Annotated in this window: 10 protein-coding genes; 3 read left to right on the top strand and 7 right to left on the bottom strand. The window is 51.2% G+C overall.

Annotation, left to right across the window (positions count from 1 at the left end; genetic code table 11):
- Positions 1–3 precede the first annotated feature (3 nt).
- The 4 genes from topA to sucC form a co-directional block, all read right to left on the bottom strand.
- Positions 4–2,103: a type I DNA topoisomerase gene (topA, locus tag JNUCC32_RS04915; protein ID WP_192571271.1), complete on the bottom strand. Its 2,100-nt coding sequence runs from the start codon at positions 2,101–2,103 to the stop codon at positions 4–6.
- 36 nt (positions 2,104–2,139) lie between these two features.
- Positions 2,140–3,315 carry a DNA-processing protein DprA gene (gene dprA, locus JNUCC32_RS04910; RefSeq protein ID WP_192571270.1) on the bottom strand — a complete coding sequence of 392 codons (1,176 nt, stop codon included), beginning with the start codon at positions 3,313–3,315 and terminating at the stop codon, positions 2,140–2,142.
- A 128-nt stretch (positions 3,316–3,443) separates the two neighbouring features.
- Positions 3,444–4,373 carry a succinate--CoA ligase subunit alpha gene (gene sucD, locus JNUCC32_RS04905; RefSeq protein ID WP_009594770.1) on the bottom strand — a complete coding sequence of 310 codons (930 nt, stop codon included), beginning with the start codon at positions 4,371–4,373 and terminating at the stop codon, positions 3,444–3,446.
- Between the two features lie 96 nt (positions 4,374–4,469).
- Positions 4,470–5,630: an ADP-forming succinate--CoA ligase subunit beta gene (gene sucC, locus JNUCC32_RS04900; RefSeq protein WP_009594712.1), complete on the bottom strand. Its 1,161-nt coding sequence runs from the start codon at positions 5,628–5,630 to the stop codon at positions 4,470–4,472.
- 499 nt (positions 5,631–6,129) lie between these two features.
- On the opposite strand from sucC, the gene JNUCC32_RS04895 reads away from it, so the two are divergent.
- On the top strand, positions 6,130–8,370 hold the full coding sequence (locus tag JNUCC32_RS04895; protein WP_192571269.1) for a helix-turn-helix domain-containing protein: 2,241 nt from the start codon (positions 6,130–6,132) through the stop codon (positions 8,368–8,370).
- 21 nt (positions 8,371–8,391) lie between these two features.
- Here the strand turns inward: JNUCC32_RS04895 and JNUCC32_RS04890 are convergent, their stop codons facing one another.
- The 3 genes from JNUCC32_RS04890 to JNUCC32_RS04880 form a co-directional block, all read right to left on the bottom strand.
- Positions 8,392–9,255: a carbohydrate ABC transporter permease gene (locus tag JNUCC32_RS04890; protein ID WP_119847452.1), complete on the bottom strand. Its 864-nt coding sequence runs from the start codon at positions 9,253–9,255 to the stop codon at positions 8,392–8,394.
- Between the two features lie 12 nt (positions 9,256–9,267).
- Positions 9,268–10,185: an ABC transporter permease gene (locus JNUCC32_RS04885; protein ID WP_015736338.1), complete on the bottom strand. Its 918-nt coding sequence runs from the start codon at positions 10,183–10,185 to the stop codon at positions 9,268–9,270.
- A 149-nt stretch (positions 10,186–10,334) separates the two neighbouring features.
- Positions 10,335–11,870 (bottom strand): ABC transporter substrate-binding protein, encoded by a 1,536-nt coding sequence (locus JNUCC32_RS04880; protein WP_228468882.1) that lies wholly within the window; start codon positions 11,868–11,870, stop codon positions 10,335–10,337.
- A 374-nt stretch (positions 11,871–12,244) separates the two neighbouring features.
- Between JNUCC32_RS04880 and JNUCC32_RS04875 the strand changes: the two genes are divergently transcribed.
- Together JNUCC32_RS04875 and JNUCC32_RS31530 are read left to right on the top strand one after the other, a co-directional pair.
- The gene (locus JNUCC32_RS04875; RefSeq protein WP_192571267.1) at positions 12,245–13,858 is read left to right on the top strand and encodes a YifB family Mg chelatase-like AAA ATPase; all 1,614 of its coding nucleotides are present in this window, start codon (positions 12,245–12,247) and stop codon (positions 13,856–13,858) included.
- 17 nt (positions 13,859–13,875) lie between these two features.
- Positions 13,876–14,682, top strand: a complete 807-nt coding sequence (locus tag JNUCC32_RS31530) for an N-acetyltransferase (protein ID WP_228468881.1) — start codon at positions 13,876–13,878, stop codon at positions 14,680–14,682.
- Positions 14,683–14,724: the final 42 nt, after the last annotated feature.

The following is a 14,724-nucleotide window of genomic DNA, read 5'->3' as shown; positions in this document are numbered from 1 at the left end:
GCCTTACAAATCTGCTGCTTCGTCCTGTTCCTCGACCATTTCGGAATAATCGCAAGAGGTACACTGAAGCTTGATGCCTTGCTTGCTTTTCTTCTCTACCATTAAACTGCTACAATTCGGACACGGCTTCGTTGACGGTTTATCCCATGATACAAAGTCGCATTCGGGATACCGGTCACAGCCAAAGAAGACGCGCCCCTTCTTGCTCCGGCGTTCCACGACATGGCCTTCCTTGCATTTCGGGCAAGATACGCCGATGTCCTTCACGATCGGCTTGGTATTCCGGCATTCCGGGAACCCCGAGCAGGCAAGAAACTTGCCGAAACGGCCCAGCTTATAAACCATGGGCTTGCCGCATTTTTCGCAGATCTCATCGGAAACCTCATCTTCGATTTCGATTTCCTTCATTTCTTCCTCTGCTACTTCAAGCCGCTTCTCAAAGGACTCATAGAACTCTGCCAATACCTTGACCCAGTCCTCGGAGCCTTCCTCCACATGGTCGAGATCCTCTTCCATGTTCGCCGTAAACTCCACATTGAGGATTTCGGGGAAGAACTGCTCCATCTGCTCGATGACAAGCTCGCCGAGCTCGGTCGGCATGAATTTTTTCTCTTCGATGGCAACGTAGCCTCTCTTCTGGATCGTCTCCAGCGTCGGCGCATACGTACTTGGACGCCCTATGCCGAGCTCCTCCAGCGTTCGGACAAGACGCGCTTCCGTATAACGCGGAGGCGGCTGCGTGAAGTGCTGCTTCGGCTCAATGTCCTGCTTCTCCAGAATGTCTCCGGAATGAAGCTCCGGCAGGTATTTGTCTTCCTCTGTCGTTCCGTCGTCATTGCCTTCAACGTAGACCTTCATGAATCCAGGGAAACGGACCTTCGAACCGGTCGCCCGGAAGACCGTATTCCCGGCAGTGATGTCCACGGAAAGCGTATCCAGTACTGCAGAAGACATCTGGCTTGCCACAAAGCGTTCCCAGACCAGTTTGTACAACCGAAGCTGGTCGCGGCTCATATACGGCTTCATGGATTCCGGATCGCGCAGCACGGACGTTGGACGAATCGCTTCGTGCGCATCCTGGGCGTTTGCTGCTTTTTTCGAATAATGTCTCGGGCTCTCCGGCACGAACGGATCACCGTACTTTTCGGTGATGTATTCTTTCGCTTCTTCTTGAGCCGTGCCTGAGATCCGCGTGGAATCCGTACGCATGTAAGTAATTAAACCGACGGTGCCTTCCTTGCCTAACTCAACACCCTCGTACAGCTGCTGGGCTACCGACATGGTCTTGGCGGCACGGAAACCGAGTTTACGCGCAGCCTCCTGCTGCAAGGAACTCGTCGTAAACGGCGGCGACGGGTGGCGCTGACGCTCACGCTCTTTCACTTCGCCGACCTTAAAGGAAGCATCCCGAATCGCCTCGAGGATTTCATTCACTTCCTGCTCATTGGTCAGTTCCTTCTTCGCGCCGTTTAGCTGCGTGAATTTGGCTTCGAATGCGGAGCCTTTAATCGCCAGCTTAGCCGTTATAGTCCAATATTCTTCCGGAACGAAAGCGCTTATCTCATTCTCGCGGTCGAGAATGATTTTGACGGCTACCGATTGAACCCGGCCGGCCGAAAGACCCTTCTTCACTTTCTTCCATAGAATAGGACTGATCTTGTAACCAACCAATCGGTCCAAAATACGTCTGGCCTGCTGCGCATTAACCAGATCCATGTTAATTTTGCGCGGCGTTTTGAAGGCATCCTTCACGGCCGTTTTCGTTATTTCATTAAATACAACCCGCAGGCTTTGAGTATCATCCAGCTCCAACGCATGCGCAAGATGCCATGCAATGGCTTCCCCTTCGCGATCGGGGTCAGCTGCGAGGTACACTTTTTTCACCTTTTTGCTAGCATCCTTAAGTTCCTTTAAGACAGAACCTTTTCCGCGGATCGTAATGTATTTCGGATTGAAGTCGTTTTCCACCTCAACCCCGATCTGGCTCTTCGGCAAATCGCGAACATGACCCATCGAAGCCTTCACGATATACTTGCTGCCGAGATATTTGCCAATCGTTTTCGCCTTGGCAGGCGACTCTACGATGACGAGTGAATCCGCCACAGGTTCATCCTCCTCTCCAACATTCAAACTTTCCCATTATATGATTTTATATATAGCACCGGGTAATTGGGTAATCTGCTTTTTTATGATTAAAGATAACAGAACTGAATGCAAATGTCCAAAATCCCACCGGGTACGCTCGATCATCTCATCCAGCGACCCGGGACCCTGTTCGAGCATATGGTATATTTGTCGTTCGTCATTTGTCAACCCGGCTAGTTCATCCGGACGCTCCTGACGAGGGGCCCGCCGCTCCTTATTGTATGTATCCGAGACCCCTTTTGGCAACCAGGAATCATATTCTTCTATTATATCCCCGGCTTCCGTGACCATCTTGGCCCCTTGCTTGACCAAATCCAAGGTCCCTCTGCTCTTGGGTGAAGTGAGCGGTCCCGGAACGGAAAACACGTCCCTTCCCGCCTCCAGGGCCAAATCCGCCGTAATCAGCGATCCGCTGCGGGCATCCGCCTCCACCACCACGGTTCCCAGCGTCAGCCCGGCGATGATCCGGTTTCGCTGCGGGAAGAATCCCGGCAGCGCCTTGGTACCCGGCGGGTATTCGGAAATAATAAGCCCTTTAGCTGCGATCTCTTCATAAAGTGAGCGGTTCTCCGGCGGATAAATGACATCGATGCCGGCTCCGAGAACGGCCACCGTCGGCCCGCCGCTTCGCAAAGCGGTTTCGTGCACGACGCTGTCAATGCCTCTGGCCATGCCGCTGACAACCATAAGCCCCGCTCGTGTCAGCGCCTCCGACAGCATCGATGCAACCTTGCGCCCGTAGCCGGTAGGCATTCTTGTGCCGACCATCGCGATCCCCGGCGTGGACAGCAAATGAGGATCCCCGATGCAATACAGAACCCAGGGCGCTTGCGGCGACGATTTCAACATGTCCGGATAGACAGCATCAAGGGCTGTTATAATACGTATTTTTGTGCGGTTTGTCAAATTCCATACCTTGTCTTCCTCTTGTCGAAGCTCGACCTCCTCGTCATTCGACAGTTCGACACGCTTTCTTTCGACGGCGATAGGGAATTCTTTAGCCAGCTTGTTTGCTTTTTCGACAGGCAGACCGCACGCTCTCCAATCCTGCGCATCATAGGACAGCAAGCCTTCATGCAGCTCGCCGTTCAATACCATTCGGTTTATGGTCTTCCATCCGATGCCTTCGCTTTCATGCAATGCAATCAGAATTAATCTGTCCAGCCTCATCACGCGACCTCCTTAAAATATAAAATCATAAACAAAAAAGCAACCCTTCATTTCCTAATCAGGAAATAAAAGGTTGCTTACCTTAAGTTATAACGTAAATCTGGCCTATCAATGGATAGGTTTAAGCCTTAGTGCGTTGTGCAGGACTCCAAAAGCCCCTTCTCTTCCAGCACGCTAACCAAGGTCGAGCCCATTTCGGCAGGCGTAGGAGCCACTTTGATGCCGCATGCTTCAAGCACAGCGATTTTTTCCTTGGCTGTTCCTTTACCGCCGGAAATGATCGCGCCCGCGTGGCCCATACGTTTCCCTGGAGGCGCTGTTGCGCCGCCAATGAAGCCTACCACCGGCTTGGTCATGTTCGCTTTGATCCACTCAGCCGCTTCTTCCTCAGCGGTTCCGCCGATCTCGCCGATCATGATCACCGCTTTGGTATTCGGATCTTCGTTGAACAGTCTCAGCACATCGATAAACTCCGTCCCTTTGACAGGGTCGCCGCCGATTCCTACGGCGGAGGATTGTCCGATGCCGCGGGCCGTTAGCTGATGAACGGCTTCATAGGTCAAGGTACCGCTCCGCGATACAACCCCGACATGTCCCGGCGTGTGGATGTAACCCGGCATGATGCCGATTTTACATTCACCCGGCGTGATGACACCCGGACAGTTAGGTCCGATCAAGCGAGTCTTCTTGCCTTCCATATAACGGGATACCTTTACCATGTCGAGCACCGGAATGCCTTCCGTAATGCAGATCACCAGATCCATCTCGGCATCAACGGCTTCCAGAATGGAGTCGGCCGCAAAAGCAGGCGGTACATAAATGACGCTTGCGGTTGCGCCTGTTTTGGCTTTGGCTTCCTCAACGGTGTTGTAAACCGGCAGTTTGACGGTTTCGCCGTTCTCCAGCGTGATTTCAACTTCGGTTCCGCCTTTGCCGGGCGAAGTTCCGCCGACCATCTGCGTACCGTAATCCAAGGCGCCTTTTGCATGGAACAGGGCTGTTTTACCTGTAATCCCTTGCGTGATAACTTTTGTATTTTTATCGATCAAAATACTCACGATTGATTCACATCCCCTATTGTTATTTGAAAATGAAAGCAACCGCACGGCAGGGCTAAGAAGCCCATCGTGCCATGCCCCTTCAGGAATGAAATATTACTGAACGAGGGAGACGATCTTCTGTGCTCCGTCGGCCATGGAATCAGCAGGCACGATATTCAGACCGGACTCAGCCAAAATCTGCTTGCCGAGGTCTACGTTCGTTCCTTCCAAGCGTACAACAAGCGGACGAGTCAGTCCCAGCTGTTTCGCTGCTTCGACAACACCGGTAGCAATAACGTCGCAACGCATAATGCCGCCGAAAATGTTGACAAAGATTCCTTTTACTTGAGGATCGGACAAAATAATCTTGAAGGCTTCCGTTACCTTCTCCGTTGTTGCGCCGCCCCCAACATCAAGGAAGTTGGCAGGGTCGCCGCCATAATACTTGATGATGTCCATCGTAGCCATGGCAAGACCTGCGCCGTTAACCATGCAGCCGATGTTGCCGTCGAGAGCTATGTAACTCAAGTCGTATTTGGACGCTTCGATTTCCTTCTCGTCTTCCTCATCCAGATCGCGCAGTTCCAAGATGTCCTTATGACGGAACAACGCATTGGAATCGAAATTGAGTTTGGCATCGAGAGCCATGACGTTTCCGTCACCGGTTACGACAAGCGGATTGATTTCAGCGATAGAGCAATCCTTCTCTACGAATGCCTTATACAAGGCCAGCATGAACTGAACGGCTTTACCTACCAGTTCATTCGGAATATTAATGGAATACGCTAATTTCCGCGCTTGGAATGTTTGAAGTCCGATCGCCGGATCCACGACTTCTTTGAAAATTTTCTCAGGGGTTGCTGCTGCAACCTCTTCGATTTCGGTACCGCCTTCCTCGGACGCCATCATGACGACACGGCCGGTAGCGCGGTCAACGACCACCCCGATATAGTACTCTTTGCGAATATCGCAGCCCTCTTCAATAAGGAGACGCTTGACTTCCTTGCCTTCCGGACCCGTTTGGTGAGTCACCAACACCTTGCCCAGAATTTCTTCGGCATAAGCACGAACCTCGTCCAGGTTCTTCGCCACTTTAACGCCGCCGGCTTTACCGCGGCCGCCTGCGTGGATCTGCGCTTTGACAACGGTTACGGGACTGCCCAAAGATTGCGCAGCTTCAACTGCTTCTTCCACCGTAAACGCTACCTTGCCGTTCGGAACAGCTACTCCATATTGCTTCAGTACTTGTTTTCCTTGATATTCATGGATATTCATTCTCGAATCCTCCTATCAACATGACTGGAACAAGGCTGGCTGACACGCAACCAATCTATGAAAGTTGGCACTGTCAACCTTTATATATTAAACCCAAGCTATTGTAACATGTTTTTAAAACGCTTACCTTAAAAAGTTCACCGTTTATCCACTCGATTTGGCATGGGTATGATTCCTTCCAGATATAAATTGGAAATATATGTATGCTTAATTGTTTTTTCGCGCGTAATGTATCAAACCTATAATGCCTAACACCACAATGGCAATGCCAAGCAATCCTGCTGCAAGCATAATTAAGATATTTTCCCATAATATCGTCATTTCGATTCCCCCTCCATTCCTCATAGAATTAGTTCATTCGTTACTATTATACCATTAAATCCCTTTTTAGTAAGATCAAACTGTGACGCATTATAAAACTCTTTATCCTTTCTGTGCGATCCGGTAGAATGATTTGGAAAGAGAAAGACAAGTAGGCGTGTTCATAAGGAGATTCAGCATGAAATGGTTGAAATCGTTTTTTCCGCTTCATTCATTATTCGTCAAAATGTTGGTCTATTTTCTCGTCGTGATTATCCTGCTCTCCTCCTACAACCTATGGTCGATGACCTTCTATTCCCGCAATGTGAACAATGAGATCGTCAAATATAATCTGACCCTGATTCGAAACACCGTCGACAATTTCGAGAAGCAATATTCCACCTGGAAAAGCCTTCTCCTCAACCTTCAGCATAACGAATTCGTCGGCAATATCAGCAGGCAGGCCGATGCCGGCGGAAAGAAAGGAATCGATTATCTGCAGGTTGAAATGGTGACGGATCAGATTCGGACCCTGGTCAGCCAGCCATACTATCACTTGAATAATGTCATGATCTACTACCGGAATCATGCCTTCCTGCTTGAACGGGACGGCATCGTTAACGATGACCGCATGTTCAAGCATTATTACATCAGCAATTCCTATCCGTACGAGTTCTGGAAAAAGACAGTGCCCGCCAATGGGTTTATGCAAATGCTTCCCAGCAGCGCCTTCTCCATCGGGACCGAGAAGAGCGAGGTGCAGCTGCTGCCGTTAGTCGCTGATGTGCAAGGAAGCCCCTGGCAAATCATAGCTTTCGTAAATATGAAAAGCTGGTATGAATCCTATAAAGGAATGGCCGGTTCCCGTTTCGTGCTGTTGGACCCGAAGGGAACGAAACTGTATGAATCCTCGCCGGACACGGCTTCCCAGCCGCTGCCGGAATGGGACGGCCAGTCGGATTGGATCATGGAGAAGGGATCGTACTATTTTTTCGAAAAAGGGGCACGCTCCGGTCTTACCTATATCTCCATCATTCCGCACAACGAACTTAATCAAAGCATCAGCCGCATGAACTGGATTGCCGTGCTGTTATTTGCCGCCACCCTGCTAATAGGCACGTTGGCATCGTGGGTCTTCTCTCGCAATATCAACCAACCGCTGAAGAGAATGGTGACGGGACTGGGCCAAACGGAGATGGAGCTGTATCAAGGAAGCATCGCCGAATTCAGCGCCATTTCCAACCATCTGAAGGGATTGCAGCACGAGCGCAAGATGATCAAGGAATGGATGGACCAAACCAAACCGCTCTTAACCAGCTATCATTATTTGGCACAGTTCAAGAACATTGCCATCGATACCGCCGCTTCCAAAGAACTTTGGGTCGGCGAAGGAGCATTCATGGTCATCGTCTATCAATTGAGGTACCGTCATAACCCGACTCTAAAGCTCGATGCCTTGATGACACGGGCAACCGGCAAAATCAAGGACATTATCACGCTGCAGATCCAAGAGGCCTTTCCCTTGTCGCACACCCTTCAGATGGAGGGCAAACAAATCTTATCCATCGTGTACACGCAGGAAAAATCAGACACGCTGCAGCAGAGCCTCAGCCAGCTCAAACGGATATTTGATCACGATCAAAGCGCCTATCTCGTGAATATCGCGGTTTCATCCGTCTTCCAGCAGACCTCGGAGTTCGATCAAGCCTATGCGGAAGCCATGTCGCTCCTGCTTCAAGCCCGGCCGCTTGAGGAAACCCAGATTATCTGGGAGAAGGAACTCCGCGGCGATGCAACGGGCTTCACCGCCGAGCAGGAACACGAGTTTTACGTGAATTTGCAGGCGGGCAACGAGAGCAGCTGCCAAATGCTGATCGATCGGGCATTGGAACGGTTGCAGCGGCAGGAGGCTACGGCGGATCAGCTGAGCCATTTTGCCAAATCGGTCTCGGTCCGCATGAGAAGAACCGTCGAACTGCTGAAGATCAATACCGACGTGCTTCCGGATTATGCCGATATGCTTGCGTACAGCGTAACTCCCGCCCAATACCGGGAAGTCCTTCTGGGCGAGCTCGCCCATGCAACCCAAGCAATCCGCCGGAAACGGGAGGAGCATTACGATATCATCCAATATGTCATTCAGTACCTGGAGTCCCATTACAACGAAGAAATATCGCTCGAGCAGCTCGCTTATAAACTCAACATGTCACCCACCTATCTGTCCGGGTATATTAAAGAGAAGACGGGGAGCAACTTCAGCGATCAATTGAATGCCATCCGGATAACAAAAGCAAAAGAGCTTCTGGAGACGACGAACATGCCGATTCAGGAAGTAGGCAACCGGATCGGCTACCGCAACGTCACTTCCTTTATCCGCATGTTCAAAAAAATAACCGGCCAAACACCAGGCGATTACCGGAAAACCAACTGGATCCGGTAAGTCAGGTGAGCGGCCGGCCGCTTAACCTTTGACGGAGCCGATCAAAGCTCCTTTTACGAAATATTTCTGGATAAACGGGTAAACCAGCAGGATCGGCAGGGTGGACACCATGATGGTAGCGAACTTCAGACCATCCTCCACCACCACGATATCGCCTACAACAGGCCCATCCGTTCCCGTCAATTGGCCCGACAGCACGATGTTTCTTAATATCACCTGCAGCGGCTGCATATCGGCATCCCGCAAATACAGCAGCGGACCCATGAAGTTATTCCACATCCCCACCGCATAATACAATCCGATGGTGGCAAGCACCGGCTTGGAAAGCGGAAGCACAATTCGAAAGAAAATTCCGATCTCGGACAGACCGTCGATTTTGCCGGATTCTTCAAGCTCTTGGGGCATCCCCATGAAGAAAGTCCGCATTATCAGCAGATTCCAGGTGGCTACGGCTCCTGGGAGCACCATGCCCCATATGGTGTTGACAAAGCCCAGCTCCTTCACGACCAGAAACGTCGGAATCATGCCTCCGTTGAAAAACATCGTAAACACGATCAGCATCAATATCGGTTTACCCATGACCAGCTTGGCCTTGGACAGCGAATAGGCCCCCAGCGCCGTCACCAACAAGGAAATCGCCGTACCGAGAACGACATATATCAGCGTATTCTTGTATCCTTTCAGCACCCGTCCGTCCTCGAACACATACTGATACATATCCAGGTTGAAGCCCTTCGGCCACAGCCAGACCTCCCCCGAGGCAATGGAGGCGGAATCGCTGAGGGACACGGCCAGCATGTAGACAAACGGGTATAAACACGCCCCTACGACCCCAGTCAATATCAAGGCATTCAGGGCATCAAACCAATTCCATTTCGGTTTCATCACGTTCCTCCTCTACCAAATGCTGCTTCCGCTGACTCGCCGGCTGAACGCATTTGCCGCGATAATGAAAATAAAGCTGATGATGCCGGTAAACAGATCGATCGCCGTTGCATAGCTGTAGTTGCCTTGCGTTAAGCCTACTCTGTATACGTAAGTAGATATGATATCGGCCGTCTCGTAAGTAGCGGGAGTCGCAAGCAGGTATACCTTCTCAAAGCCGATCTCCAATATTTTTCCGATGTCGAGTATCAGGATGATCACAATCGCCGGGGCGATGCCGGGCAGCGTAATGTTCAGCGTCTGTCTCCACCGGTTCGCTCCGTCCATGCGCGCCGCTTCATAGAGCTGCGGATCGATGGCCGTCAATGCGGCCAAATAGATAATGGTCCCCCATCCAATATGCTGCCATACGTCCGTCGTCACATAAATCGACCTGAACCAGGAGGCTTCCACCAGAAAGTTGATCCGTTCAAGCCCAATGGCATTCAGCAGCTGGTTGACCACCCCGCCTGTAGGCGACAGAAACATGACCGCGATCCCCGCGACAACCACGTTGGATATGAAATGCGGAAGATAACTGACCGTCTGGACAAACCGCTTCAAGAAAGATTTGCTCACTTCATTAATGAGCAACGCAAGTATGATGGGCGCGGGAAAGCCGAAAATCAGCTTATACAACCCCAGCAGAAATGTATTCCGGAGAACAGGCCAGAAGTCGGGCGTATTAAAAAACATGCTGAAATATTTGAACCCCACCCAATCGCTCTCCGCGATTCCCTTAAACAAGTTGTAGTCCATGAAGGCGATCGAAACGCCGAATATGGGAACATATTTAAAAATGATGTAATACAGAGCACAGGGAAGAAGCAGCAGCAGCAGGTATTTATCCCGCTTCACTTTGGTCAAGAAACTCGAATGCCGTGCTTGCAAAAAACGTATCCTCCTTTAGCAGCGAAATCCATGCGGTATCCATAAGCGGCACCCCCTGCGGGCCGGAACCAGGCATAACGAGCATCCGAAGAGCCGATCCGAAAAAGAGAGCCGCCCGGTTCCTCTGGCTGCATGGCGTTCAGGTTAAATTACTTGGCTTCGTTCAGGAATTTCTGCGTCCGTTCATAAGCGCTTTGATGAACATCCAGCACCTGCTGCACGCCAAGTTTGTTCACTTCTTGCACGTAAGTGTCCCATTCATCCATCGGTTTCTGTCCCAAAATGAATTTCGCAATCTGCTCCTCATGGAATTTCTTCACGGTTTCACCGACCATGCTCAGCACTTCATTCTCTTCATTCGTATACGCAAGCCTTGGCTGCGGCATCGTTTCATGGTCTGGTGCGATTTTCATCGCTTCCCGCATTTTTGGTGAATACATGGACTCGTATGCGGTCATGTCCAATACTATGTGAGCGCCGATCGTCGCGATTCCCGTTTTGGTTCTTAAGTCGCCAAACTCTTTGTAATCATCGTTGAACGTGCGAACCCCGTTCTCCGTCGTGAACGTCTCGCCTTCCCTGCCCCAGGTTGCCAGCTCAATCCCTTCGGGGGAGAACAGGAAATCAAGGTACTGCAGCAGTCGATCCCGCTCTTTGGAATTTGACGCTACGGCAAAGCCGTCACTCTGTAATCCGGCAAACACGTTATGGGACTTGCCATCCGGCGTGCCGATAGGCGGAACCATGTAATCAAGACTGAACTCAGACGATGCATCCCCCAGCATCAACGGCAGCTCATCCATGATGCCGATGTAGTCGCTGGCGATAAACGATTTGTTCTGAAGCAGCAGATCGTTAAATTGCTTGCGTTTATGTGCCATGAAGTCAGGCGCAACCAAGCCCTCCGCGTAAAATTTATTCATATATTCGACCATTTTCTTGTAGTTGTCTTCTGTCGGTCCGTAGCGCCATTCGTTCTTCTCGAAATCGTAATAATAGCTGCTGTTGGTATTAAACGCAGGTGCCATATTAACCAGCGGGCTCAATCCGTTGAACACGGCAATCGGGAAGCTGTCCGGGTACAGTTCCTTCAACTTTTTCGCAACGGTATACAGTTCGTCGTAAGTCGTGGGCGGCGTCAGATTGTGTTTCTTGAATATATCGTCCCGGTAAAGCCAGGAACGCCTGGATTGCTGCTCAAGTCCGTACAACGGCATAAAATAATTTTTTCCCTCGGGAGACAGTATAGCGGCCTTTACCTCCGGATGATCATCAAGAAACTTCTTGTAATTCGGCATCTGATCCAGATGCTCGAAATAGTCGACGAACGCGCCGCTGGCCCCGTGCGTGTTGGCAGCATTCAGGCTGTTGACCATCATGAGATCCGGGATCTCGCCCGAGGATATCGCCAGGTTCATCGTGGTGGTGTAATCGCTCATGACGGGTTGCACCTTGAAGGAGATGCCGGTTTCCTCTTTTAAGTACTTATAAATCGGCCAATTCTCCTTGTACGGCCAATTCGTATGGGAAAAGGTCATCATCTCTAACGTGATTTCCTTCCCAGTATCAGCGCTTTCATGATTCCCCTCGTTTGCCGCGTTATCTTTCGAGCAGCCGCTCAACAATGCGCCGGTCATGACGGCAGCCAATGCCGCCAGCCCCAGCTTTCGGTTCCAAATTTTCACGCAACCCTCTCCCTTATGTATGATTATGTAACGCTCGACGCTCAACCCGTCTTGACGTTTACGGATTTGATTGTACCTGCCGGAGCCGCTCATTGACCATTCACAATCCTTCCCGTTATTGGCCAGACCTCAGAATCTGAAAAAGTGGCAATCATCTGAAATACGGTACATTCATCGCCGAAACTCCGTATCCTGTCCGGGTTCCTGCCTGTAAGACGGGGCTTTTAGTATATGATCGCGAATTGACAGACAGGAGGGAAACTTTTACAATACGGACTAGAATCACCCTGCGAAAATGAGGAAGCACCCTTTTCGAATCTTGGATGTTCCTTCTTGTTACAATCCACTGATATCTGAAAAGAGGTGCTTTTCTTATGTACGGAAAACTTCATAGCGCCTGCTTGCACGGCATCGACGGCGTCATCATTCAAGTGGAGGTGGACCTCGCTAACGGGCTGCCGCAAACCGCCATCATCGGGCTGCCCGATTCCTCCATCCGCGAATCCGTCGAGCGAGTACGGGCGGCGATTAAAAACTGCGGTTTTACTTATCCACTGAAACGGGTGACCGTCAATCTTGCCCCTGCTGACCTGCGCAAGGAAGGTTCCTCCTTCGATCTGGCGATCGCCGTCGGCATTTTGCTGACAAGCGAGCAGTGGGCCTTCTCGGATGCCGATCGAATATTGATCATCGGCGAGCTTGCACTCGATGGCACGCTCAGGCCCGTGACGGGAGTTCTTCCGATGGTGGAGCAAGCCCAAAAAGAAGGGTATGCCGGCGTTCTTCTTCCGCGGGAAAACGCGGCGGAAGCTGCTTTAATCGGAGGAATCGAGGTCTATGGGCTCGGTCATTTGAATGAGCTCGTCCCGAATCCACCAGCAGAAACCACTCGCCGTAGTGATGCAGCAGGAGATGGCACTGTTACCGTTTCGCTCTCACAGCTCCGGTACGACCGATCGATGAATGCAAGCAGATCGCAAGAAAGCAGCGATCAGGGCAAACAGCTTGAAGACTATAGGGACGTGATCGGGCAGCAGCATATCAAACGCGCCCTGACCATCGCCGCGGCCGGCATGCACAATATCCTTCTCATCGGGCCCCCCGGTACCGGTAAAACGATGCTGATGAAGCGCCTTCCCACCATACTTCCGCCGCTGGCCGACCAAGAAGCGTTGACGACGACGAAAATATTCAGCGCTGCCGGGAAGCTAAAACCATCCGATGGGCTGATGAAAAGACGTCCCTTCCGGTCTCCCCATCATACCATCTCAGCCGGCGGCCTCATCGGAGGAGGAACCATTCCGAAGCCGGGAGAGGTCAGTCTGGCCCATAAAGGCATTCTGTTCCTGGATGAGCTTCCCGAGTTCTCAAGGCATGTGCTGGAGGTGCTGCGTCAGCCTCTGGAGGATCGTGAAGTGACCATAAGCAGAGCACGGGCGGTTTTTACCTTCCCGGCGCATTTCATGCTGGCTTGTTCGATGAATCCCTGTCCGTGCGGTTACTACGGCAGCGACCATCCTCATCAGCGATGCACCTGCAGCGTTTCGCGGATCGCCCAATACCGGGCGAAAATCTCGGGCCCCTTGATGGATCGGATCGACCTTCAAGTGGACGTGCCTCGCCCCAAGGAATGGCCGGGAAGCACGCCGCCCCTATCCTCCGAACACATGCGGGATCAGGTCTATGCGGCACAAGCAATTCAATTGAAACGCTATGACGGGCTGCCATTCGGCTGGAACAGCGAACTGTTCGGCAGCTTTCTGAGAAAACATGCGAGCCTGGACAAGGAGTCGGCAGAGCTCCTGCAAGCAACCATCGATACGCTGGGCCTGAGCATGCGCGCATATGACCGAATCCTGAAGCTGGCCCGAACCATCGCCGATCTCGAGGCATCCGACGGCATTCAAAGCCGGCATGTCGCCGAAGCGATTCAATACCGACAACTGGATCGCCAATATATAGCAACCGAAGAAACCCACCGTTTATGAAATGGAGTCGATACCCTATGATGATCAGACAGATGACCAATGAAGATCTAAATGTCCTTATCGAAATATGGCTGGCCGCTTCCAAAGAGGCGCATCATTTTATACCCGCCGAGTATTGGGAATCCAAGCAGGAGGACATGCGGGAGGTATACCTCCCGATGGCCGAAACTTATCTATTGGAGGAATCAGGTCAAGTCCGAGGCTTTGTCTCCCTTGTAGGCGAGGATTTAGCGGCATTGTTCATCGATCCAAGCCGCCAAAATCAAGGATGGGGGAAAGCCCTTCTTCGCTATGCCATGGACCTTCGAGATACGTTGAAGCTTCGGGTATATGCGGATAACCAAAGGGCACTCCGCTTCTACGCGAAGAACGGTTTTGAACGCCTTGAAGAAACCGTGGATCCCGATACAGGGCAACAAGAGCATATTATGATTTGGAGCAAGAAAAAAGCCGAGAGGAAGGATAGCATGAGCGTTTCCATATTTCAGCATATCGACACCGTCTTTGTCCCCACGAGGAATATAAAAGCTGCTAAAGAATGGTACACAGGCGTTCTTGGGGGCAGAATCGGCTGGGAGAGCGAGCAAGGGGAGTATCAATGCATTCTGTTCGGACAAACCTCCCTTACCCTTTTCTCAACAGAAGAAGAGAGATACTTTGAGCGCCGGCATGCCCTGTTTAATTTTTTCGTTCCGAACGTGGAGGACGCATATCGGCATCTGAGGAAACAAAACGTACGGGTCGATACCATCCTGGAATACGGCGCAACCTATTTTACATTCTATGACCTGGACGACAATTGTCTGGAAGTATGCTCGTATTAAAGAGAACGGCCATTATGCAGAAACAGGTGAGGGATCAAGGGG

Origin of the sequence: Paenibacillus sp. JNUCC32 (genome assembly GCF_014863545.1) — a bacterium.
Lineage (GTDB): Bacteria > Bacillota > Bacilli > Paenibacillales > Paenibacillaceae > Paenibacillus_AQ > Paenibacillus_AQ lautus_A.
This window is presented reverse-complemented; position numbering and strand designations above follow the sequence as displayed.

What these genes read in the sequence shown, in the direction of transcription:
- dprA (WP_192571270.1), bottom strand. Translation starts at nt 3,315, where the DNA reads ATGAGGCTGGACAGATTAATTCTGATTGCATTGCATGAAAGCGAAGGC.
- sucC (WP_009594712.1), bottom strand. Translation starts at nt 5,630, where the DNA reads ATGAATATCCATGAATATCAAGGAAAACAAGTACTGAAGCAATATGGA.
- JNUCC32_RS04895 (WP_192571269.1), top strand. Translation starts at nt 6,130, where the DNA reads ATGAAATGGTTGAAATCGTTTTTTCCGCTTCATTCATTATTCGTCAAA.
- JNUCC32_RS04890 (WP_119847452.1), bottom strand. Translation starts at nt 9,255, where the DNA reads ATGAAACCGAAATGGAATTGGTTTGATGCCCTGAATGCCTTGATATTG.
- JNUCC32_RS04875 (WP_192571267.1), top strand. Translation starts at nt 12,245, where the DNA reads ATGTACGGAAAACTTCATAGCGCCTGCTTGCACGGCATCGACGGCGTC.
- JNUCC32_RS31530 (WP_228468881.1), top strand. Translation starts at nt 13,876, where the DNA reads ATGATGATCAGACAGATGACCAATGAAGATCTAAATGTCCTTATCGAA.